Origin of the sequence: Aeromonas sp. s11, from assembly GCF_040907945.1 — a bacterium.
Lineage (GTDB): Bacteria > Pseudomonadota > Gammaproteobacteria > Enterobacterales > Aeromonadaceae > Aeromonas > Aeromonas veronii.
Map to the genome: position 1 here is coordinate 38,243 of NZ_JBFOCU010000004.1, position 21,141 is coordinate 59,383.

The following is a 21,141-nucleotide window of genomic DNA, read 5'->3' on the forward strand; positions in this document are numbered from 1 at the left end:
TGTGAACTGGCGTGTATTCACCCAATCCTATACCGCAATTCCGCTGATGTTATTGGCCATTCTGGCCATGATGATCCTGCCTCTGCCCGGTTGGCTGCTGGATGCGCTCTTTACCTTCAACATCGTGTTGGCGGTTCTGGTGTTGCTGGTATCCGTCTCGGCCCGCAGACCACTCGATTTCTCGGTATTCCCAACCGTGTTGCTGGTGGCCACCTTGATGCGGCTGTCGCTGAACGTGGCCTCTACCCGGGTTGTGTTGCTGCATGGTCACGAAGGGCATGAAGCAGCCGGTAAGGTCATCCAGGCATTCGGTGAAGTCGTGATCGGTGGCAACTATGTCGTCGGTCTGGTGGTCTTCGTGATCCTGATGATCATCAACTTTGTGGTGATCACCAAGGGTGGCGAGCGGATTTCGGAAGTATCCGCCCGCTTCACTCTGGATGCCATGCCCGGCAAGCAGATGGCCATCGATGCCGACTTGAATGCCGGCACCATGGATCAGCATCAGGCCAGGGCTCGCCGTGAGGAGATCGCGCGCGAGGCGGACTTCTATGGTGCGATGGATGGTGCTTCCAAGTTCGTTCGTGGTGACGCGATAGCTGGCATGCTGGTGCTGATCATCAACCTGGTGGGTGGGTTGGCCATCGGTATCTTCCAGCATGCCTTGCCCGTCGCGGAGGCCTTCCAGCGCTATGCACTGTTGACCATTGGTGATGGTCTGGTTGCCCAGATCCCGTCCCTGCTGATGTCGACTGCTGCGGCTATTATCGTGACCCGGGTCAGCGATGAGGGGGAGATGGCTGATCAGGTTGGTCAGCAGATCCTGGCATCGCCTCGCGTTATCTATACCTCTGCAACCATCATGCTGATCCTGGGTCTGGTGCCCGGAATGCCGATGCTCGCATTCCTCAGTTTCGCAGCTGTACTGGCCTGGACTGGCTGGAGTGTCAGCAAGCGAGCCGTCAATGTGCCGGATCTGGATGCAGCGCAAGAGCTGACTCGTCAAATGATTCAGCCTGAACAGCAGGCACTGGAGTGGCAGGATTTGCCGCCAGTTGATACGGTCGCCATCGAGCTTGGTTATCGTCTGGTGCCATTGGCTGAAACGGATAAAGGAGCTGAACTGCTTGCCCGGGTGCGCGGGATCCGTAAAACCCTCTCCGAGCAGTACGGTTTTCTGCTCCCCGAGATCCGGGTGCGCGACAATCTGCAATTGCAGCCTGATCAGTACCGGATCAAGCTGTCCGGCGTCGCGTTAGCGATGGGGAATGTGGATTGTCAGCGCTTGATGGCCATCAGCAGTGGTGAGACCTATGGCGCTTTAGATGGCGAGTTGACTCAGGACCCGGCCTACGGCATGAGTGCGGTCTGGATCTCCCCAGAGCAAAAGGCCAAGGCCCTTAATCTTGGTTACTCGGTGGTGGATTCGGCCACCGTGATTGCTACTCACGCCAGCAAGCTGTTGCGTGAACAACTTGATGCACTGTTTGGTCACGATGAAGTTGGCAAACTGGGCCAATATCTGGCCAGTCAGTCCCCCCGGTTGGCTGAAGAGCTGAATCTGGCGCTGACCCAGATGCAGCAATTGAGAGTGTTTCGTCAATTGCTAAAGGAGCAGGTCAGTCTTACCGATATACGAACCGTTGCCACGACGCTGCTGGATGCGAGCGAGCTGACCAAAGACCCTGTCTTGCTGGCATCCGATGTGCGCTGTGCCTTGAAGCGCCAGATTGTGCGGCAGGCCATTGGTAATCGCGATGTGCTGGCTACGTTTACGCTGGATGATCGCCTTGAGCAGACATTGCTGGCTGCAATGAATCAGTCACAACAGCAGGGCAAAATCCAGCTGGACAGCTTCCCGGTCGATCCGCAACTGCTGGCCCAATTGCAGCAAAATATGCCGTTGGTGAAGGAGCAGTTGCAGCAGTTGGGACATGCCCCCGTATTGGTTGTTATGCCGCAACTGAGACCGTTAATAGCCCGTTATGCCCGATCATTTTCAAAGGGACTCAAAGTGCTTTCCTACAATGAGATACCTGAAGAGCTACGGGTGGAGGTAATTGGTACACTTGGTTAATTACTGTTGGATAAATATCCTGAAGGGAAGTGTTTTTTCCGCCCCAGCTTGAATTGCCGTATGAATACTATATGATGTGGCGAAAATTGACGCAGCAATGTGTGAAAGTTAAATAACAAAAACAATATTAATTGTGTTGCCACACGCTGAGCCCATCAGGCGGGGCGTGTTATCACATTGTAAGGGCAAACTGAACTGAAAAGTCAGGACGCAAAGCCTCCGGTCTAACAGCATGAAAGCTAATGACAGCGGGGTTACCAAGGTGAATTTGGATACAATATTGTTACCATATGGATACAAGGTTGTGCTGTTTTTCAGTATTACCTTGTATTGATCCTTTGTGTCTGATGCTTCAGCTCTATTGATTGTCCTATCCACAGTCACAGGTATCAGACGTCTATGTCTTCGGGATTATCAATAAATAAAACAATCGGGTTGTGTGGTGATAGCTTGGCTGGGCCCCATATATTATTGATTCAGCCGCTAATAGTTGCCGAAAATGAGGTTGAAAAAATCCTATCCAAGGAAGGCATCAGGGTATCAAGCGTTAATTCTGTTAAACAATCAAAGGGCATTATTGCTGATGGTAATGTCAATTTGATCCTGCTTGATATGGATGCTATGACCGAGCTTGGGCCGCGTATTCTGCGTGAATTCGAAGGACTTGATTGTGTCATCATGGTCAATGAGCACCAGGCTACCATTGCTGCGGAAGCTATGTGTGCCGGGGCTGTTGACTATATTGTCAAACCCTTCTGCCCCCAGCAATTGCTCGATGCTGTCCGTGGTGCTCTACGCCTTCGTCAGGCGATCCCCAATCTTATCGCTGTGTCGCCCATGAGCCTGCAGGTCTTGCAACTGGCCCGACGAGCAGCCAAAACCTCTGCCACCATTCTGATCGGTGGTGAGTCAGGAACCGGTAAAGAACGGTTGGCCCGTTATATTCACGAAATGTCTGCCAGAGCGGAAAAACCATTTCTGGCGATTAATTGTGCAGCAATTCCTGAGGCAATGCTTGAGTCAATTCTTTTTGGCCACAATAAAGGTGCATTTACCGGTGCTGTTTCTGCCCAGCCCGGAAAATTTGAGTTGGCTCAGGGGGGAACCCTGTTGCTGGATGAAATATCAGAGCTTCCTTTGAACCTGCAGGCTAAATTATTACGGGTGCTGCAAGAAAAAGAAGTTGAGCGACTTGGCAGTAATCAAACGATTGCTCTTGATGTTCGAATCATTGCCGCCAGCAATAAAGATCTGCGCAAACTGGTTGCATGTGGGCTATTTCGTGAAGACCTTTTCTATCGTCTTGATGTATTGCCAATGAATTGGCCTGCATTACGTGAACGTCCTGAGGATATTATTCCGCTGGCCAACTACTTTATTGAGCGTTATGCATCCCAACAGGGCTATCGCCTGAGTGAACGTGCCTGTCAGTTGTTGCTGTCATATGAATGGCCAGGAAATGTACGAGAGCTGGATAATGTCATTCAACGGTCATTAATCATGGCGCGTGGTTTGCATATACAGTCCGTCGATTTGATGTTGCCAAATTGTATTCTTCCCGAAGAAACAGTCGCAGCAGACACGTGGCATGCTCCCGAGGGGTTAAGTGAAACCCGGCGGCATGCCGAGTTCCAATTTGTATTAGAGACCTTGCGCCGCTTTCGTGGCCATCGTACCCGCACAGCCGATGCACTGGGCATGACAACCCGGGCACTGCGCTACAAGCTTGCGGCGATGCGTGAGCAAGGCATTGATATTGAACAGCAGATTCAAGCAGAGGGATAAAAAGTGAAGATTCAGATGATGTCATCACAGGTGACGCTACTGCAGCAGATGCAGGAGATGCAGCGTGTCGCAAGCCAGACCCCTTCTATCGAATCCAATGATCTATCTGGAGCATCATTTACCGATGCCATGCGGGATGTGGTCGGGCGCGTCAATGAACAGCAGAATGTCGCGTCAAAATTAATGGCATCCGTCGATGCCGGGCAGAGCGATGATCTGGTGGGCGCCATGGTGGCGAGTCAAAAAGCCGGCTTGAGTTTTTCAGCCTTGATGCAGGTTCGCAACAAGCTGATGACCGGTTTTGATGACATTATGCGTATGCCGCTCTGAGGTAACAGATGACTGAACTGGTAACGTCTCCTCAGGGGGCCGCCCCTGATTCGCTCAAAATCAGGCTACAAGAGGGATTACGCAATTGGCGTACCCTCTCCCGTGACAACAAATCGATCCTGACCATTGCTCTGCTGGCTGCCATTGTGGCCGGTACCATAGTCGTTATCCTGTGGACCTCCAGCAAAAACTATGTGCCCCTGTATGGCAAACAGGAGCTATACGATACCGCCAACATCATGGAGATGCTGGAGAAAGAGCAGGTACCTTTCCGTCTGGAAAAGAGCACCGGTCAGGTACTGGTTCCTGAAAATCAGCTGGCTCATGTCCGGATGGCACTTGCTGCGCGAGGGGTGCGTGCAGCTATGCCGTCTGGTTTGGAAGGGCTGGACAACGTAACCGGACTGGGTACCAGCGAATTTATGGAAGGGGCGCGTTATCGTCATGCCCTGGAAGGGGAGCTGGCTCGCACTATCATAGCCCTCGATGCCGTACGCAGTGCCCGTGTTCATCTTGCTATTCCGAAGCGCACGCTATTCGTGGGGCGCGATGAGGAGAAACCCAGCGCATCGGTAATGCTCGATATGCAACCGGGCCAATCCATCGAGGCGGGTCAGGTCGAGGCGATTGCCAATCTGGTGGCGGGCAGTATCTCCGGAATGAAACCTGGTGCCGTGACCGTGGTGGATCAATCCGGCCAGTTGCTCAGCGCAGAGCTGGGGGACAAGGTCGGTTTTGGCAAGCAGAGCGTTCAACAGATGGAGTATGTCCGCAAGCTGGAACAATACATTCGTCAGCGTGCCAATGACATGCTCTATCCCATGCTGGGCAGCACCAATTTCAAGGTGCAGATTGCGGCAGACGTTAACTTCAACGCTGTCGAAGAGACCCAGCAGCAGCTCGATCCGCAAGGTGTGGTGACTCGCGAGTCGAACAAGTCAGACAAGACCATCGATGCGTTGGCGATGGGGATCCCGGGGGCGTTATCCAACCGCCCGCCTGAAACGGCGGCAAAAGATGAAAAGGCTGGTGCTGACAAAGGCAATGCCAATACCGCGACACAACAGAATGACACTCGTACCGAGCGTCAGGAAGTCAGCAAGCAGTACGAAAACAGTCGCACCATAGTGCACACCCGTTACCAGCAGGGACGTCTGGAGCGAATTAACGTCTCCATTCTGCTCAATCAGCAGATCGCTCCGAAAGGTGGTTGGAGTGCCGAGCAACTGGAACAGATCCGTCAGATGGTAGAGCGTGCTGTCGGTTTCGATGAGACGCGTGGCGATCAGATCAGCCTGCAGGCCTTCGATTTCAATGGTGCGGTACCAGTAGCTGCTCCCGAATCCAGCTGGTGGGAAACCCCTTATTGGCAAGACTCCTTGCGTTATCTGGTCGGTGGTTTGCTTGGCTTGACACTGGTCTTCTTCGGTATTCGGCCGTTGGTGAAACATCTGGTTCGTACCCAGCAACAGCCGGATATGGAAATAAGTGAGACTGAGGAAGATCTGGAGCCCACAGTCGGATTGTCCATGCGCAGGGATGACGATGATCCCCAGCTGACTTCTGCACTTTCAAATAGTCTGATCCGTACTGACAACAAGATGGAGCCCCAGTTCTCGTCACTCGATATGGAGTCGTTGCCGGAACCTGGATCCGAGCTGGAGGTTCAGCTCAAGCATTTGCAGTTGCTGGTTGAAAAAGATACCGCCCGGGTGGCGGAGGTTGTCAGAGCATGGGTGAGTGGCAATGAACAGCGTTAACTTGAATCAGAGTGCCGTTGATATCGATATCGACAACCTTGAGAAGGCCGCCATCTTGTTGCTGAGCATGGGGACCGAGTCTGCTGCCAAGGTGATGCAGAAGCTCTCCCGCGACGAGGTGCAGCGTTTGATTTCCAAGATGGCCTCTCTCTCTGGCGTCAGCTCGATGGAAGCCAAGTGGACGTTGCAGCAGTTCTTCAATCACTACCGTGAGCAGAGCGGAATTGGCAGCGCTTCACGGGAGTATCTGGAACAGACGCTGGATCTTGCTCTGGGGCAACGACTCTCCCGTAGTCTGCTCGACAGTCTGTACGGCGATGTGATGAGCCAGGATATCCAGCGTCTGCAGTGGGTACCTGCCGATGTGCTGGCCCGTTTCTTCCGCAACGAACATCCCCAGATGCAGGCTGTGCTGCTGGCCTTCCTGCCGCCCCAGACTGCGTCCGCCGTGCTTGATGCCTTGCCTGGCTCGGTGCATGACGATTTGCTGGTGCGCGTCGCCAGTCTCAGCAGTGTCAGTGAACATGTGCTGGGCGAACTCAGGCTGACACTGGATCGCTGTCTCACCTACGTGGCGGATCAATCCGGTGCCAAGGTAAACGGGGTGCGGCAGGTAGCCGATATTCTCAACCGTTATCAGGGAGACAAGGAGCAGATGCTCTCCCTGTTGCGCGAACACGACGGTGATATGGCGCTTGAAATCGAAAAGAACATGTTCGATTTCATGGCGTTGCGCCGTCAGAGCGACGACACCTTGCAACGTTTGGTACAGGAGCTGCCCAGCGAATTGCTGGCATTGGCTCTCAAGAACACCGAAACCAGCTTCCGCAAAGTGGTGTTGGGTGCTATGCCGAAGCGGATGGCTCAGGCGCTGGACGATCAGATCCAGAACCAGGGCAGTGTCTCTTTGCGCAAGGTCGAGCAGGCAAGGGAAGAGGTCATGCAACTGGTCCGCGAGTTGGTGGAGCAGGGCGAGATCGAGTTCCAGCTGTTCGAAGAGCCCACCGTCAGTTAACAGGAGGCATTCATGAGTCACAATGTGCGCAAATTGATGCCTGGGGCGACCCGTCTGTATCGTTTCCCTGCGCTCGGTCAGAGTGGGGAAGAGGCACGGAGTCAGCAAGAACAGTTTGAATTCGGCTATCAGCAGGGGCTGGAGCAAGGTCATGACGAAGGTTATCAGGCCGGCTATCAGCAAGGGCTGACTAGCGGCCTGCAGGAAGGCGAGAGCACCGGTTTGCAACAAGGGCAAACTCGCGGATTTGCTCAGGGCCTTTCGGAGGGGCGAGCCGCCTTCGAACAGGCAATGGTGCCATTTGCCAAGCTGCAAGAGCAGTGGGAGTCACTGAGCCGGGCCCGGATGGCCGAGCAGAAAGAGCTGATTGCCCAGCTGGTGGCGCAGGTTGCTAAACGAGTCATCATGGCGGAGTTCACCCTCAATCCGCAGCAGGTGATGAATCAGGTCGAGCAGGCGTTGGCTACCTTGCCGAGTGGGTCGGAAGAGCTGGTGATCTACCTCAACGAGGGAGACCGACAGCGACTCGCCGAGCAGGGGGTGACTCGCTGCGAAGGGTGGCCATTGCAAGTCGATGCAGCGCTCGGGGTAGGCGATGCCCGCATCGAAACGCGCGCTGCCGTCGTCGAGGTAAGCACCAGCTCCCGCCTGGCAACCTGCATCGAACAGCTCAACAGCTCGCTGGACGTGCCGCAAGATGCATGAAGCCTTGCAGCAGGCACTGACCAGTGCGCTGGACAATCTGGATGAGCTACCCGCATTTCGTCGCTTTGGCCGGTTGGTGCGAGTCACCGGTTTGACTCTGGAAGTAGTCGGCTGCCAACTTGTGATGGGGCAGCGTTGTCGTGTCAGCACGGCAAGTGGCGCCCCCTTGCTGGCCGAGGTCGTCGGTTTTAACCGGGATATCTCTTACCTGATGCCGCTGCAGCCGATGAGTGGCCTCTTCGCGGGGGCTCAGGTCGAACCGATCGATGGAGAGGAAACCGTTCGGCTTGGTCGTCATCTGCTGGGGCGGGTACTCGATGGACTGCTGCAGCCCCTCGACGGGCAGCCGTTACCCGATGTTGGTGACAGTGTCCCCCTGTTTGCTCTTCCCCCCAATCCGCTATTGCGAACTCCGGTACGTGAGCCGCTGGATGTCGGTATCCGCGCCATCAATGGCCTGCTGACGGTTGGCAAGGGCCAGCGTTTGGGGCTGTTCGCCGGCTCGGGGGTAGGCAAGAGTATGTTGCTGGGCATGATGACCCGCAATACCGCAGCCCAGATTGTGGTGGTGGGACTGATTGGTGAGCGGGGCCGTGAAGTGCGCGAGTTCATCGAACACAGTCTGGGGGCTGATGGTCTGGCTCGCGCCGTGGTCATTGCGGCGCCAGCGGATCAATCTCCCCTGATGCGGCTGCGAGCGGCCCAGCTATGCCACCGGATTGCCGAGTATTTCCGTGAGCAGGGGCAGGATGTGCTGCTGCTGATGGATTCGCTGACCCGCTATGCCCAGGCACAGCGGGAAATTGCGTTGGCCATCGGTGAACCTCCTGCCACCAGAGGGTATCCACCCTCGGTGTTCAGCATGCTGACCCAGCTGGTGGAGCGAGCCGGTAACGGCACACATCCGGATGGCAGTCTGAGTGCGTTCTACACAGTGCTGGCTGAAGGGGATGACCAACAGGATCCGGTGGTCGATGCGGCGCGCGCCATTCTCGATGGTCATATCGTGCTGACCCGCCGTCTTGCGGAAGAGGGCCACTATCCCGCCATCGATATCGGTGCCTCGGTCAGTCGGGTCATGCCACAAGTCGTGCCTGCCGAATGGCAAAAGCTGGCGGTCACCTTGCGCCAGCTATGGGGACGCTATCAACAGGTGCGTGAACTGTTGCCACTGGGCGGTTATCAACCCGGGGCCGATCCGCAGATGGATGAAGCGGTTCAGCGTTATCCGGGGATTGCGGCATTTCTGCAACAAGGCCTGCATGAAGAGATGGCCTTTGAACAGGTGATGGTTGGTCTCAAGCAGGTGCTGGGACAGGGATAAGGATTCGTTATGCTGAAGTCTTATCTGGGGTTGCAACAGGAAGAGCTGGAAAATCTTGGCGCCGAGCGTCGACGCTTGCGGGAGCTGGCGTTGCGGGAAGAGCAGCGAGCACACAAATTGCAGGAAGTGATCTCCTCGCTGCGGCCCGGTTCCGACAAGTTTCACCCTTTGCTATGGCAAAACAAGCAACAGATGGATGGCCAGTTGCGCCGTTTGCTCTCCCATCAGGTGCAGCAATCTGCGCTGGCCAGACTGGATCTGGAGCGCCACGAAGGAGAACTTGTCCGGCAGTTCGGGCGGGTCAAGGGGCTGGAGCTATTGCTGGCACGACGTGATGATGTTGCTCGCCAGCAGCAAGAGAGGCGGGATCAGCTACAGCTGGACGAGCTGGCGAGTTTGCGTCACCTGACCCGCAAAGAGTAAGACGGAGGGTTAATCCGTGATGCTGTCCGGGTCACGATAACCTGACTCTTGTCCCAACAGCGAATGAATCGTCTCCATCTGGCCTGCCAGCAGGCGGCCATTGAGATCATTCTGGCGCAGACACTGGTGCAGCAGCTGTTCAAGCTGTTGCCATTGATTGGTTACCGTGGTGCGCAGGGGAAGTGGCAGCTTGGCTATCAGGGTGGCCATCCCCTTCTCATCGGGTTTGAGGCCCAATGTCTGCAGCTGCTGGCAGCGTAACTTTGCCTGTTGTGTCACTTTGGCCATCAGCGCTGTCTGCTGCTCGTTATGGACTTGCAGGCCATCGACATCATGGCTTGCCAGCAGTGCATGTTGGCGCAGCAACAGGGCGGTGAGTTCGGTATAGTGGCCGTAATCCTGCTGGATCCCGAGGATCAATGCCTTGACGGTGGCCTTGGTATCCACGCTCATCGGCGATGCATATCCAGAATGGCCTGACCCAGCGCATCCAGATCGATTTCCAGCTTGCCTTCACTGATGGCTTTGCGGATCTCGTTGACCTTGTCCATATCGACATCCGGGGTTGTTGCAAGCTGGCTGCGGGCGTTGGCTACTGACTGTGCTGTGCTGCTGATCCGCGCTTCGGATGACTGTGCAGGTCTGGTTTCCGGCTTGGTCGTTACATCCGGTTTACGGCCAGACTGGTTTTGAATATAGAGCGGGTCAGTTCGGGTAATTTTCATAACGTAACTTCCTGATGGTCTGTTTATGACTAGCGACCTAAGGCTTGTCGAACTTGAATCAAATTGCGATCTTGGTTCAAAAACGGGTTTCAACTTCCCCTATATCAGTCACCCATGCCTGTATCTGCTTGCCAGAGCTAAGATTTTTCACTCTGATCCCGTCGCCTATTGCGCCATTATCGAGGGCCTCCCCTCTGGTTGTTGCGGAGAACTCACCTTTCCCTGCACGAATTAGTACCCCTTCCCCCTGTTTGACCGCCCAACTCTTTTGTAAGTCCAGCTCACCGATGAGCTGTCCGCTTCTCAGATGCCGGTTGCTTTTATGGCCCAGCAGGGAGTGATTGCTCGGGGTGAACCCGCGCTGTATGCGGCTGACATCCAACTCTTTCTCCACCAGATCGCTGGCGCTGATGCCCTGACCTTTTGCGATATCCCGTGCAGCAACCCAGACCGGCAACAGTAGCGAGACCTCTACCCGCCCGCGCACCTGCCAGACGGGATCTGTGCATTCGATGAGATAGGGGCGTCGTCCCCAGGGTTGCCGATACTGGCCACCTGCTTGTAACGAGAGTGACTGTGAGGGACAGGGAGGAAGGTGCTCGGCGGAAGGAGCAAGCCAGACCTTAAACTCCCCTGAGGTTGCAGGCCATCCCTGTTGAGTGACGTAGTCATCAAGACTCTGGCGGGCATCTTGTTCAAGCAACTGTTCAAGCATGGTGCTTTGCTCCTGCGGGGCACCGTGCGCGAATGCGCTCAGCAGTAGCCAGAAGATGCCACTCCATTTCCACACGGGAAGTCGCACTTCCTCATTTCTCATCTGCTTGCGGCGGATGGAGCATGGTAACCGCTTGAAACTAGGTATCTTAATGGTTGGCATGAGTCTTGATAAGGGTAACCCCGGTCTGAGTGAACGATAAAGGATGAAGCATGACTATCTCATTTGACAGCGCCCTCGGCGTACACCCTTATGCCCTCGATGTCAGGGCGGAGCGGGCGCGTATTCTGGCGGGAAATCTGGCCAACGTGGATACACCGGGCTATCTGGCTCGGGATGTCGATTATAAGACGATTCTGGGCCGTGTCGCGCAGCAAGTTGCTGCGGGCGAGGAGAGTCAGGCCATCAGCCAGGGCGCCATGCGTGACGACATGCGTCACCCCCTCTATCGCATTCCTTATCAGGTCTCCATGGATGGCAATACCGCCGAATTGGGGGTTGAGCAGGGCAAATTTGCCAACAACGCCACCGATTTTCAGACCAGTCTCACTTTCCTCAATATGAAGATTACCGGGATCGCCAAGGCGATCGAGGGCCGTTAACCATGTCGTTCAACAAGATTTATGACATCGCCGGCAGTGCCATGCGCGCCCAGACCGTGCGGCTGGATACCGTTGCCTCCAACCTGGCCAACGTGGATAGCGCGGCCGCCAGTGAAGACGCCGCGTTTCGTGCCATCAAGCCGGTTTTTTCCACTCTCTATCAGAAGATTCAGGATACCGATGGCCTCGGGGCTGCGTCGGTGCAAGTGGCGGGTATCGTGCAGTCCGACCGTCAGGTAGAGAAACGGCTGGAGCCGACCAACCCGATGGCCGATCAGGATGGCTTTGTCTACTACTCCAACGTCAACGTGGTGGAAGAGATGGCTGACATGATGAGCGCCTCTCGCGGTTTTGAAACCTCGGTGGAGGTGATCAACCGGATCAACAGTATGCAGCAAGGTTTGCTGCGTCTTGGTCAGGGAGTCTAAGTCATGAGTTTGCCACAGATCAGTAGCCTGGATACGGCGCGTGGTACGGGTCAGGCTGTTGCTGACCCCAAGATCGCCAGCAATGGCGCCGGTGCTGCTCAGGAAACGCAAGCCAATCAGAATAGCGGGATGCAACTGCGTAACGAATTTCTGCAGATGATGGTGGCGCAGATCCAGAACCAGGATCCCACCAACCCACTTGATGGAGCCCAGTATGTTGCCCAGCTGGCCCAGTTCAGCATGGTAGAGGGCGTCGAAGGACTGAAGAAGCTTCAGCTACAGAGCAACACCAAGATGGATACCCAGCAGGTGTTGCAGAGTACCGCTTTGGTCGACAAAGAGGTCATGGTGCCGAGCAAAACCCTTAAACAACAGCAAGAGCACAAGATCCGCGGTCAAATCGAGCTGCAAGGTGCGGCGGAGCAAGTGGATCTCAAAGTGTATGACCAACACGGCGTGCTGGTGGCCAGCAAGAGTTGGGGTGAGAGCAAGGCGGGCGGGCTGGATTATGAACTGCCCCCCCTTCCTGCCGGAGAGTACCGCTTTGAGATCAAGGCCTCGGCGGGCAAGACCTTGGTGGCGACCAAAAATTATGTAGCGAGCAAGGTTGAACGTGTTGCCTTGCCCGGTACGGGAGAAATCATGCTGCAGGTTGCCGGTGTGGGCGATGTCCCGCTGTTCAGTGCAATCCAGTTCGGCAAATCAGCGTAATCAGAAAGGAGCGACACTGTGTCTTTCAGTATCGGATTGAGCGGCCTGCGTGCCGTAAACCAGGAATTGAGCGTTATCAGTAACAACGTTGCTAACGCCAGTACCGCAGGCTTCAAATCCAGCCGTGCCGAGTTTGCTGCCATCTATGGTGGTGGTCAGGCTGGCGGTGTCGAGATGAACAACGTCTCCCAGAACTTTGATCGCAACGGTGATGTGATGCGCACCGGGCGCGGGTTGGATCTGGCGATTTCTGGCAGTGGTTTCTTCGTGCTGAAAGATGGCAGCGGACAAACCTCCTACACCAGAGCGGGCATGTTCCAGCGTGATAGCGGTAACTACCTGACCACGGCGAGTGGTACCCGTCTGCAGGGTTATACCACGGATGACGCCGGCAAATTGCAATCCGGTGTGGTCGGGGATATTCAGGTCAAGGCGGGCAGCCTGCCAGCCAAGGCATCCGACAAGCTGGAGTTTGTGGCGAACCTGAAGGCTAATGCCACCGAGATTGATACCAAACCACCTTACGATTTTGATCCTAAGAAATCTGAAACTTTCAGTTATTCACAGTCCAGTAAGGTCTATGACTCGCTGGGGGTTGAGCACACAGTTACTCAGTATTTTGTCAAAGAAAAGCCTAATGAGTGGGCTGTACACTACACCTTCGATGGTGACAAAACGGGACTGCCCACCACCGCACTGACTTTTGAGAAAGATGGCACGCTTGCTAAGTCTACCGCTATGCCCATTCTGGACTTGACTCCGCCAGGTGCCATGGATATCAAGCTCACCGTCGATATCAGCAAGGTGAGCCAATATGCCTCCGATTTTAACGCCACTCGTAACCAGTCCAATGGTTATACCGCAGGTGACCTGACCGGTGTACGGGTTGATGCCGATGGCGGTGTCTATGCCACCTTTACCAACGGTCAGAGCCTGTTGCAGGGCCAGGTCGTGATGGCGAACTTCACCAATCCCAATGGTCTGCTGCAGACCAACAACACCACCTGGCAACAGTCGTTCAGTTCCGGCCAGCCGGTACTGGGGGCGCCGGGAACCGGCACCATGGGCAAGCTGACTGCTGGGGCCTACGAGAGCTCCAACGTGGATCTGACCGGTGAACTGGTAAGCCTGATGACTTCCCAGCGTAACTATCAGGCCAACGCCAAGACCATCAGTTCCGCTGACAAGATGACCCAGGTTCTGTTCAACTCCTTCTAAGGGTAACCCGTGGAAAAGCTTATCTACACCGCCATGTCCGGGGCGCAACATACCCTGATGGCCCAGCAAATCCGGGCCAATAACCTGGCCAACGTCAATACCGCCGGTTTTCGGGCTGACTTTGAGCGGGTTTCTGCTTATGCCCTGACGGGCGATGGTTACCAGAGCCGGGTAATGGCCCGAGAAGAGATGGCAGGTACCAACTTCAAGGCTGGCCCTCTGATGCAGACGGGGCGCAAGCTGGATGTGGCGATTCGTGGCGAGGGTTTTCTGGCGGTGCAGACGCCTGATGGCAAAGAGGCCTATACCCGTGCTGGTAACCTGGAGGCCGATGCCGACGGGCTGTTGACCCTCAATGGTCGGCCGGTGCTGGGGGAGGGTGGCGAGCTGGTGCTGCCCGCTTATCGTGACATCAGTTTCGGCAAGGATGGCACCCTGAGCATCACCCCTCCGGGTGGTGGCGCCCGACTTGATGTAGGCCGCCTGAAGCTGGTCAATCCTGATCCGGCTGAGCTGGTAAAAGGCCACGATGGTCTGTTCCGGATGCGCCAGGGGGGGGATGCCGAAAGCAGCGAGCAGGTGGTGATGGCATCCGGCTTTTTGGAAGGGGCCAACGTCAATGCCGTGGATGAGCTGGTCAGCAGTATGTCATTGACCCGCAATTTCGAACTGCAGGTCAAGTTGATGAAAGCGGCGGATGATCAGGCTCGACAAGGGGCCAAATTGATTTCCGGTCAGGGTTGATATTGACGGCATCGGGCAGATATCCGATGCCTTGCCACATCCCTGTGGATGAGGCTTGATGAACAAGGTGAAATAACAATGCACGCAGCATTATGGGTCAGTAAAACGGGTCTATCGGCACAAGATGCCAAGATGTCCAGCATCTCCAACAATCTGGCTAACGTGAACACGGTCGGCTTCAAGCGCGATCGAGTTGCTTTTGAAGATCTCTTCTATCAGGTGCAGCGCCAGCCGGGTGCCCAGCAAGATCAGCAGAATCTGGCGCCTATCGGTATTCAGATGGGTAATGGTGTGCGGGTAGTCGGTACCCAGAAGGTCTTCACCTCCGGCCAGTTCCAGAACACCAATCAGGAGCTGGATATGGCGGTGGTCGGTGCCGGTTTCTTCGGCGTCGAGCGCCCGGATGGCGAGACGGCCTATACCCGTAATGGTCAATGGCATCGCAATGCCGAGGGGCAACTGGTTAACGCGGATGGTTTGCCCATGGTGCCGCAGATCCAGATCCCCGATAACGCCACCAAGATCTCCATAGGTACCGACGGCACTGTCAGCGCCTCGTTGCCCGGTCAGCAAGAGAACGTCGAGCTGGGCCGCATCACCCTGACCAATTTCGCCAACCCGGCCGGTCTGGAAGCGCTCGGTGGCAACCTCTACCGTGCAACCGGCGCGTCCGGTGAGCCCATTGAAGGTGTACCGGGTGAAGAGGCGATGGGGGCCGTCAAGCAATTCACGCTGGAGAGTTCCAACGTGAACGTGGTTGAGGAGATGGTCGACATGATCACGACCCAGCGGGCTTACGAGATGAATGCCAAGGTGGTCTCTTCCGCCGACCAGATGCTCAAGTTTGTCACTCAGGCTCTGTAATGATGAAGTCGATGCTGCGTTATATCTGGTTGGTATTGTTGCTGGGCGGCTGTGCCACCTATGAGCTGCAGGCACCCGAGCCGGGTGACGAGAAATGGGCACCATCCCGTCCCAAGGTGACCGCGACTGCGCAGGGCGAAGATGGTGGCCTCTATCGGGGCAACTACATGATGACCCTGTTTCAGGATCGGCGTGCTTACCGTGTTGGTGACATTCTCACCGTGGTGCTGGAAGAGCGTACCCAGTCGAGCAAGAAAGCCAATACCAGCATGAGCAAAAACAGCAGCATGAATGTGCCGGCCCCCTCTATTGGCGGTAAACTGCGCCCCGACTGGGGGGCCGCCCTCAGTGCGGATCGGGATTTTGATGGCGGAGCGACCTCCAGTCAGCAAAATACCCTGGCAGGTTCCATTACCGTGACCGTGGCAGAAGTGATGCCCAACGGAGTGCTGGGGATCCGCGGTGAAAAGTGGATCCGTCTCAATCAGGGGGATGAGTATATCCGCTTGGGCGGCATGGTGCGGGTCGAGGATATTGATCAGAGCAACCGTATCTCGTCCCAGCGCATTGCCGATGCCCGCATCACCTACGCCGGTCGCGGTGCCCTCGCCGACAGTAACCAGATGGGGTGGCTGGGCCGCTTCTTTAGCTCGGCGTTTGCGCCATTTTGAGGAATCACATGAACAGATGGTTTATCGCCCTGCTGTGTCTCTGCTTGCCCTGGGTTAGTCAGGCTGCCGCACCGGCCAAACGAGCCTTGCTGGATATTGCCGATGTGCAGGGGCTGAGAACCAACCAGCTGGTGGGTTATGGTCTGGTGGTCGGTCTCTCCGGGACCGGTGACAAAAGCCAGGTCAAATTTACCGGCCAATCCATGGCCAACATGCTCAAGCAGTTTGGCGTGCAGTTACCGGACGATCTCGATCCCAAGCTCAAGAACGTGGCAGCCGTTTCGGTCCAAGCCACGCTACCAGCCTTGGCTGGCAAGGGGCAGTTGCTCGATGTAACCGTGACTTCCATTGGGGATGCCAAGAGTCTGCGTGGCGGTTCTCTGTTGCTGACCCCCCTGCGTGGTATCGACGGTGAAGTCTATGCCGTGGCGCAGGGCAATTTGGTCGTCGCCGGGGTGAAAGCGGAAGGGCAATCAGGTTCATCGGTCACGATTAACGTGCCGACAGCCGGGATTATCCCAAATGGCGCCACCATCGAGCGAGAGGTGGTCAGCAATTTTGCCGAAAAGCCGGAAGTGACCCTCAATCTACACCAACCCAACTTCAAGACGGCCCGCAATGTGGAGCGTGCCATCAATCATCAGCTGGGGCCGGTTGCCCGCGCGGTGAGTGCCGGGCGGGTTCAGGTTGCTGCTCCCAGGGACGAGAGTCAGCGCATCGCGTTTATGGCACTGTTGGAAGATATAAAGGTGGATCCGGGTCAGGAGCGGCCGAAGGTGGTCTTCAACAGTCGAACCGGTACTGTGGTGATGGGGCAGGGGGTCAAGGTCCACAAGGCTGCCGTCAGTCATGGCAGTCTGACGGTGACCATTGGCGAGAGTCAGACGGTCAGCCAGCCCAACGCCTTCTCCAACGGGCAAACCACCACGACCCCCAACTCCAAGATCCAGGTCGATCGGGAACGTAACAACATGTTTGTCTGGCCGGATGGCACTTCCTTGGAAGTGATCGTCAAGGCTGTCAATTCACTCGGGGCAACCCCCGATGATGTCATGGCCATCTTGCAAGCGCTCAATGAGGCTGGCGCCCTTGAGGGTGAGCTGGTGGTTATCTAAGGATTATCATGACCAGAATTAGCTCGGATCCCGGTTTTTATCAGGATCTCAATGAATTGCAGCAAATCAAAAGCAACCCGGATCAGCGTGCCGCGCTGGATGCTGCAGCCGGTCAGTTTGAAGTCAGTTTTCTGCAAACCGTGCTCAAACATATGCGCTCGGCGACGGATGCCCTGCAGGATGAGGACGACAAGATCATCAAGGGACAATCCCTCTATCGCGATATGTATGACAGCCAGTTGGCGATGAGCATGGTCAAACGTGGTGGCATCGGTCTGCGGGAGCAGATGGTCAACCAGCTGGCTCCGTCATTAAAGAATCCGGACGGGATGGTCGCTTCAGAGCAGCAGACCCTGGCTGCGTTCAGCCAGCCTCTCAACTCGGCAAAAATGAAGAAGGTTGACTGATGTCACTGCTCAATATCGGCGCCAGCGGACTAAATGCAGCCCAGATTGCATTGAACCTGACCGCCCAGAATATCGCGAACGTTAAGACCATCGGGTATAGCCGTCAGGAAGCCATGATGGGCAGTCTGTCCGGTTTCGGGCGGTTGGATAATGGTGCCGGTGTCGAGGTGACAGGTGTACGCAGGGTAACGGATGACTATCTGGTTGCTCAACACTGGCGTAGCCGTTCGGCCACCGGTTCTTCTTATGCCTTTCATCAGTACATCAATACGACAGAGCAGTTGCTGGGCAGTGAGTCGATGAATATCGCAAAAGGGCTCGACAGCTTTTTTGCCTCGCTCAGTGCTGCGCTCGACAGTCCGGAAACCCCGGCACAGCGCAGCCAGATCGTCAGCTCGGCTGGGGCGCTCGCCAACCGCTTTACCCAGCTGGACGAGAGCCTGGTCACCCAGGAAAAACAGATCGACGATCAGTTGAGCAGCACGGTTTCCCAAGTGAACAGCTACCTGTCACAACTGGCCGAATTGAATGTCCAGATTGGCGATCAAGCAGCCAAGGGAGTCAATACCTCAGCGCTGGAAGATAGTCGCGAACAGGTTGTTCGTGAGTTGTCGACCTATATGGAAGTGCGGGTTAATCGTCAGAGTGACGGCGCTTTCGCGATCAGCCTGCCCCAAGGACAGCCGCTGGTGTTGGGGGGAAGCAGCAGTACTCTCGCGCTTGCTGGCGATAAACTCAGCCTCGCTTTCGGTGGTCAGACGTTTGAAGTTCCTAAATTGCACGGTGGTTCGCTGGCGGGGGTGATGGATTATCGCACCACAGTATTGCGGCCGACCAGAGAGGCGTTGAATCAGATAGCGGGCAAGCTGGCAGAGGATTTCAATGCCAAACAGGCCGGTGGTGTTGACCTTCATGGAGTAACCGGGAAACGGCTATTCGCTTTTGACGAAATAAAAGATATCCATGGTAACTACATCAATGCGTTGGGTACATTGCGGGTGGCTGATGGTTTTACCGGAGACGACCTGGCTTTTGCCAAGGCAGGTGGTGGCAAGGGCGATAACCGCAACCTGCAGGACCTGCTGACGATAAAAAATGGCCAATACGATGCCTATAGTGCCCTGCTTGGCAAGATGGCGGTGCAGAGTGGGCAGGCGAAAGCGAGCATGCAGGCCGATGCCAATATGGAAAAACAGATGGCGGCCAAGCTGAGCAGTGTCAGCGGGGTGAATACCGATGAGGAAGGGGTGAAAGTGATGGCTTACACCAAGGCTTATCAGGCTAATGCCAAGGTGATCAGCACCTCGGAACAACTCTTCAATTCCATTCTGAATATGTTCTGAGGAGGGTGACCATGCGCATCAGTACCAACCAGATCCAGCTCAGCATGCTAGACAATTTGCAGCATGGCTTCGGTGAATATGCCCGGCTTGATCGCCAAATCTCCACGCAAAAACGCATTCTTCAGCCCTCTGATGATCCTGTTGGTAGTGTGCAACTGCTGGGCTTGCAGAAAGAGCAGGTGGCGATGGCGCAGTACCAGAAAAATATTGCCAACGCCAAGAGCCAGCTCTCTCAAGGGGAGCTGCAGTTTGAAACCATGACCAACATGCTGATGCGTTTGCGGGAGTTGACCCAGACAGCTGCAACAGGCTCTTTGTCGGATGCGGATCGTAAAGCGGTAGCCAGCGAGGTCGCCATTATCAAGGATGGTCTGCTGGATCTGGCCAATGCGCGTAACGAGAGTGGCTCCAGCCTCTTTACCGGTAGCAAGGTTGATCAGACTGCATTGGTAAAGCAGGCGAGTGGTGACTACAGCTACCAGGGGGACAATCTGGTGCGTGAGGTCAGTATTGCAAACGGCGTCACCGTGGGCTTGAACCAGACTGCTGACCAGCTGTTTCTGAAGCCTGACGATTTTTTCAAACGACTCGATAGCATGGTGACGGCAATTAATGACGCAGCACCTGACGCCGTCGATCAAGCCCGAGCCATGCTCGGCCGCAGCCAGACACTGCAAGATAGTATCAGCCAGGCGGTGAGCACGATTGGTGCCCGGATCAATCTGCTGGATCAGATTGACGAGAGCCATGCCGAGAAAGGTGTCTATAGCAAGGAAGTGAGCAACCAGATAGAGTCGCTGGATTATGTCGAGGCCGCGACCCGACAGGCCCATGTCCTGATGGCATTGCAGGTGCAGCAGCAAGCTTTTGCCAAGGTTAATGGCCTTAGCCTGTTCAACTACATGCCGTAACGAGTGAAGGAGTCATGATGCAGATCCAGCAAACCCGTCTTGGGGGCGTTGCCGAGGCGCAGGCAAAGCCCAAGTTGCAGGGCCGCGCAACTGCACAGGCTCACACTCCGGAAAATCGAAAGCAGAACGAGCGCCACCCCAATATTATCCGGATGGATAGATGGGCCCTGATCGGCGCAGCGCAACAGCGCATTGCCCATGCTCAGGGTGGGGAACAGGCACTCAATCAGGTTTGGGGCGAATTGAAGCGGCTGGAACGCCAGTTAGGTCAGCGTGAGCTGGCCAGCAGTGACGTTGCCAACCGCTTAAAAATGCTGGAAGAGAAAGTCACCCAACCAAGAGGCCCTTTGACTGATGAGCTCAAGCCCAGACTTCTTGCGTCACCTCAGGAGCTGCGCACCCGGTTCAGTGCCGAGCATCTGGATTTATTAAGCGCCAAAAATAGCACTGAGCGACTGGTGTTTTCTTTCCCCCAAAGCAGTAGTGCGGTGGAGGTGACCATCCCCGCCGGAGCACGAGAGGGGGAGGTCGCAACCATACTCGATCGGGCGCTGCGCAAAGAGCATATCCGGGCTCGGCTGAATGAGCTGGGCAAGCTGGAGCTCTCTGTCGCTGACCCCCATCGTCGCAAACTGGATGAGCCGGTACTGATCCGGGGCGAGGGGATTCGTATCCCGGCAGGCAACCCGATCCCGGTGCAGTTCAAGCCCAGGGCCGGAGCGCTTACTCACATGGCCGAAGGGATTGCCAAAGGGGAGATCCGTCAGGAGCGGCAGCGGCTGCAAAAAGTACTTGGCGAGATTGAGCAATCGGTTCGGGAGTTGAAACAGTTTCGCCAGAAGATGGTGCTGCAACTGGATAAGGTCAAGGCTCGCAGTCAGAACCTGAAACAGGAAGAGCTGGCACAGTTGCAATCCTCTCTGGCCGCCCGCCTCTCACAAGGCGGCTATATGGGCACCATGTCCGGTCTGCTGGCGCAGGCCAACGTCACTCGGCAAGGGGTGGTTGCGTTACTCACTTGATAGCGCTGGGCTGTCTCCTCGTAAAAAACCGCACAAGCTGACTTGTGCGGTTTTTTTATCTCTGTGATGCCCTCTTGAGCCAGTGACGACGCTATCTGCTCGCGGGCCCACTGTTTCGCATCCGAACGGGGGGCCAAGAGAAACTGCCGTTCAGCAAAAAAAGATTTAATTTTCACGACGCCGTGGTCGTTCTTCATTGGGGTCAACCCAAACGCTGCCTGTGGCAGCATCTATTTCGAGGAAACG

The 21,141-nt window shown here is 55.7% G+C and carries 23 protein-coding genes and 1 riboswitch; of the genes, 20 read left to right on the forward strand and 3 right to left on the reverse strand.

What is annotated here, in order from left to right:
* Window position 1: 1 nt before the first annotated feature.
* From lfhA to lfiJ, 8 genes are all read left to right on the forward strand, one after another.
* Window positions 2–2,077: a lateral flagellar biosynthesis protein LfhA gene (gene lfhA, locus AB5Y84_RS00265; RefSeq protein ID WP_021231850.1), complete on the forward strand. Its 2,076-nt coding sequence runs from the start codon at window positions 2–4 to the stop codon at window positions 2,075–2,077.
* A gap of 174 nt (window positions 2,078–2,251) precedes the next feature.
* Window positions 2,252–2,339, forward strand: a riboswitch (cyclic di-GMP riboswitch).
* A gap of 137 nt (window positions 2,340–2,476) precedes the next feature.
* Window positions 2,477–3,862 (forward strand): lateral flagellar response regulator transcription factor LafK, encoded by a 1,386-nt coding sequence (gene lafK / locus AB5Y84_RS00270; RefSeq protein ID WP_368176149.1) that lies wholly within the window; start codon window positions 2,477–2,479, stop codon window positions 3,860–3,862.
* A 3-nt stretch (window positions 3,863–3,865) separates the two neighbouring features.
* A complete protein-coding gene (gene lfiE / locus AB5Y84_RS00275) occupies window positions 3,866–4,192 on the forward strand; it encodes a lateral flagellar hook-basal body complex protein LfiE (protein WP_005336241.1) in 327 nt (108 codons plus the stop codon).
* Between the two features lie 17 nt (window positions 4,193–4,209).
* Window positions 4,210–5,952: a lateral flagellar M-ring protein FliFL gene (fliFL, locus tag AB5Y84_RS00280; RefSeq protein ID WP_193556697.1), complete on the forward strand. Its 1,743-nt coding sequence runs from the start codon at window positions 4,210–4,212 to the stop codon at window positions 5,950–5,952.
* Window positions 5,939–6,967, forward strand: a complete 1,029-nt coding sequence (gene fliGL, locus AB5Y84_RS00285) for a lateral flagellar motor switch protein FliGL (protein WP_005336238.1) — start codon at window positions 5,939–5,941, stop codon at window positions 6,965–6,967. Before fliFL ends, fliGL begins: the two co-directional genes overlap by 14 nt.
* 12 nt (window positions 6,968–6,979) lie before the next feature.
* Window positions 6,980–7,672: a lateral flagellar assembly protein FliH gene (lfiH, locus tag AB5Y84_RS00290; RefSeq protein ID WP_118854511.1), complete on the forward strand. Its 693-nt coding sequence runs from the start codon at window positions 6,980–6,982 to the stop codon at window positions 7,670–7,672.
* Window positions 7,665–8,996 carry a lateral flagellar FliI-like assembly ATPase LfiI gene (gene lfiI, locus AB5Y84_RS00295; protein WP_139478374.1) on the forward strand — a complete coding sequence of 444 codons (1,332 nt, stop codon included), beginning with the start codon at window positions 7,665–7,667 and terminating at the stop codon, window positions 8,994–8,996. Before lfiH ends, lfiI begins: the two co-directional genes overlap by 8 nt.
* 9 nt (window positions 8,997–9,005) lie before the next feature.
* Window positions 9,006–9,419 carry a lateral flagellar protein LfiJ gene (gene lfiJ, locus AB5Y84_RS00300; protein ID WP_005336226.1) on the forward strand — a complete coding sequence of 138 codons (414 nt, stop codon included), beginning with the start codon at window positions 9,006–9,008 and terminating at the stop codon, window positions 9,417–9,419.
* A gap of 9 nt (window positions 9,420–9,428) precedes the next feature.
* Here lfiJ and AB5Y84_RS00305 read toward each other — a convergent pair whose 3' ends face one another.
* From AB5Y84_RS00305 to flgA, 3 genes are all read right to left on the reverse strand, one after another.
* On the reverse strand, window positions 9,429–9,872 hold the full coding sequence (locus tag AB5Y84_RS00305) for a flagellar protein FlgN (protein WP_047438702.1): 444 nt from the start codon (window positions 9,870–9,872) through the stop codon (window positions 9,429–9,431).
* Window positions 9,869–10,144: a flagellar biosynthesis anti-sigma factor FlgM gene (gene flgM, locus AB5Y84_RS00310; RefSeq protein WP_139494761.1), complete on the reverse strand. Its 276-nt coding sequence runs from the start codon at window positions 10,142–10,144 to the stop codon at window positions 9,869–9,871. Before flgM ends, AB5Y84_RS00305 begins: the two co-directional genes overlap by 4 nt.
* A 76-nt stretch (window positions 10,145–10,220) precedes the next feature.
* Window positions 10,221–10,859: a flagellar basal body P-ring formation chaperone FlgA gene (gene flgA / locus AB5Y84_RS00315; RefSeq protein WP_272868843.1), complete on the reverse strand. Its 639-nt coding sequence runs from the start codon at window positions 10,857–10,859 to the stop codon at window positions 10,221–10,223.
* Window positions 10,860–11,071: 212 nt separating this feature from the next.
* On the opposite strand from flgA, the gene lfgB reads away from it, so the two are divergent.
* The 12 genes from lfgB to AB5Y84_RS00375 all read left to right on the forward strand — a co-directional run bounded on the left by lfgB (window position 11,072) and on the right by AB5Y84_RS00375 (window position 20,895).
* Entirely contained in the window at window positions 11,072–11,461 is a 390-nt protein-coding gene (gene lfgB / locus AB5Y84_RS00320; protein ID WP_139494762.1) for a lateral flagellar basal body rod protein LfgB, read from the forward strand.
* A gap of 2 nt (window positions 11,462–11,463) precedes the next feature.
* Window positions 11,464–11,889, forward strand: coding sequence for a lateral flagellar basal body rod protein FlgCL (flgCL, locus tag AB5Y84_RS00325; protein ID WP_005336216.1), 426 nt, complete (start codon window positions 11,464–11,466; stop codon window positions 11,887–11,889).
* Between the two features lie 3 nt (window positions 11,890–11,892).
* Window positions 11,893–12,600: a flagellar hook assembly protein FlgD gene (locus tag AB5Y84_RS00330; RefSeq protein WP_076493213.1), complete on the forward strand. Its 708-nt coding sequence runs from the start codon at window positions 11,893–11,895 to the stop codon at window positions 12,598–12,600.
* 18 nt (window positions 12,601–12,618) lie between these two features.
* A complete protein-coding gene (gene flgEL, locus AB5Y84_RS00335; protein WP_076493211.1) occupies window positions 12,619–13,818 on the forward strand; it encodes a lateral flagellar hook protein FlgEL in 1,200 nt (399 codons plus the stop codon).
* Between the two features lie 9 nt (window positions 13,819–13,827).
* The gene (gene lfgF / locus AB5Y84_RS00340; protein ID WP_005336213.1) at window positions 13,828–14,562 is read left to right on the forward strand and encodes a lateral flagellar basal-body rod protein LfgF; all 735 of its coding nucleotides are present in this window, start codon (window positions 13,828–13,830) and stop codon (window positions 14,560–14,562) included.
* A gap of 78 nt (window positions 14,563–14,640) precedes the next feature.
* Window positions 14,641–15,426, forward strand: coding sequence for a lateral flagellar basal-body rod protein LfgG (gene lfgG / locus AB5Y84_RS00345; RefSeq protein WP_005336212.1), 786 nt, complete (start codon window positions 14,641–14,643; stop codon window positions 15,424–15,426).
* Window positions 15,426–16,097 carry a flagellar basal body L-ring protein FlgH gene (flgH, locus tag AB5Y84_RS00350; protein ID WP_040068881.1) on the forward strand — a complete coding sequence of 224 codons (672 nt, stop codon included), beginning with the start codon at window positions 15,426–15,428 and terminating at the stop codon, window positions 16,095–16,097. The genes lfgG and flgH overlap by 1 nt, the downstream gene beginning before the upstream one ends.
* 8 nt (window positions 16,098–16,105) lie before the next feature.
* Complete coding sequence (gene fgIL, locus AB5Y84_RS00355; RefSeq protein WP_047438683.1) at window positions 16,106–17,212, forward strand: lateral flagellar basal body P-ring FlgIL; 1,107 nt, start codon at window positions 16,106–16,108, stop codon at window positions 17,210–17,212.
* Window positions 17,213–17,220: 8 nt separating this feature from the next.
* Complete coding sequence (locus AB5Y84_RS00360) at window positions 17,221–17,619, forward strand: rod-binding protein (protein WP_118854516.1); 399 nt, start codon at window positions 17,221–17,223, stop codon at window positions 17,617–17,619.
* Window positions 17,619–18,962, forward strand: a complete 1,344-nt coding sequence (gene lfgK, locus AB5Y84_RS00365; protein ID WP_139494764.1) for a lateral flagellar hook-associated protein LfgK — start codon at window positions 17,619–17,621, stop codon at window positions 18,960–18,962. The genes AB5Y84_RS00360 and lfgK overlap by 1 nt, the downstream gene beginning before the upstream one ends.
* Before the next feature lie 11 nt (window positions 18,963–18,973).
* Window positions 18,974–19,873, forward strand: coding sequence for a lateral flagellar hook-associated protein LfgL (gene lfgL / locus AB5Y84_RS00370; RefSeq protein WP_368176150.1), 900 nt, complete (start codon window positions 18,974–18,976; stop codon window positions 19,871–19,873).
* 17 nt (window positions 19,874–19,890) lie between these two features.
* Window positions 19,891–20,895 (forward strand): hypothetical protein, encoded by a 1,005-nt coding sequence (locus AB5Y84_RS00375; RefSeq protein ID WP_368176151.1) that lies wholly within the window; start codon window positions 19,891–19,893, stop codon window positions 20,893–20,895.
* Window positions 20,896–21,141: the final 246 nt, after the last annotated feature.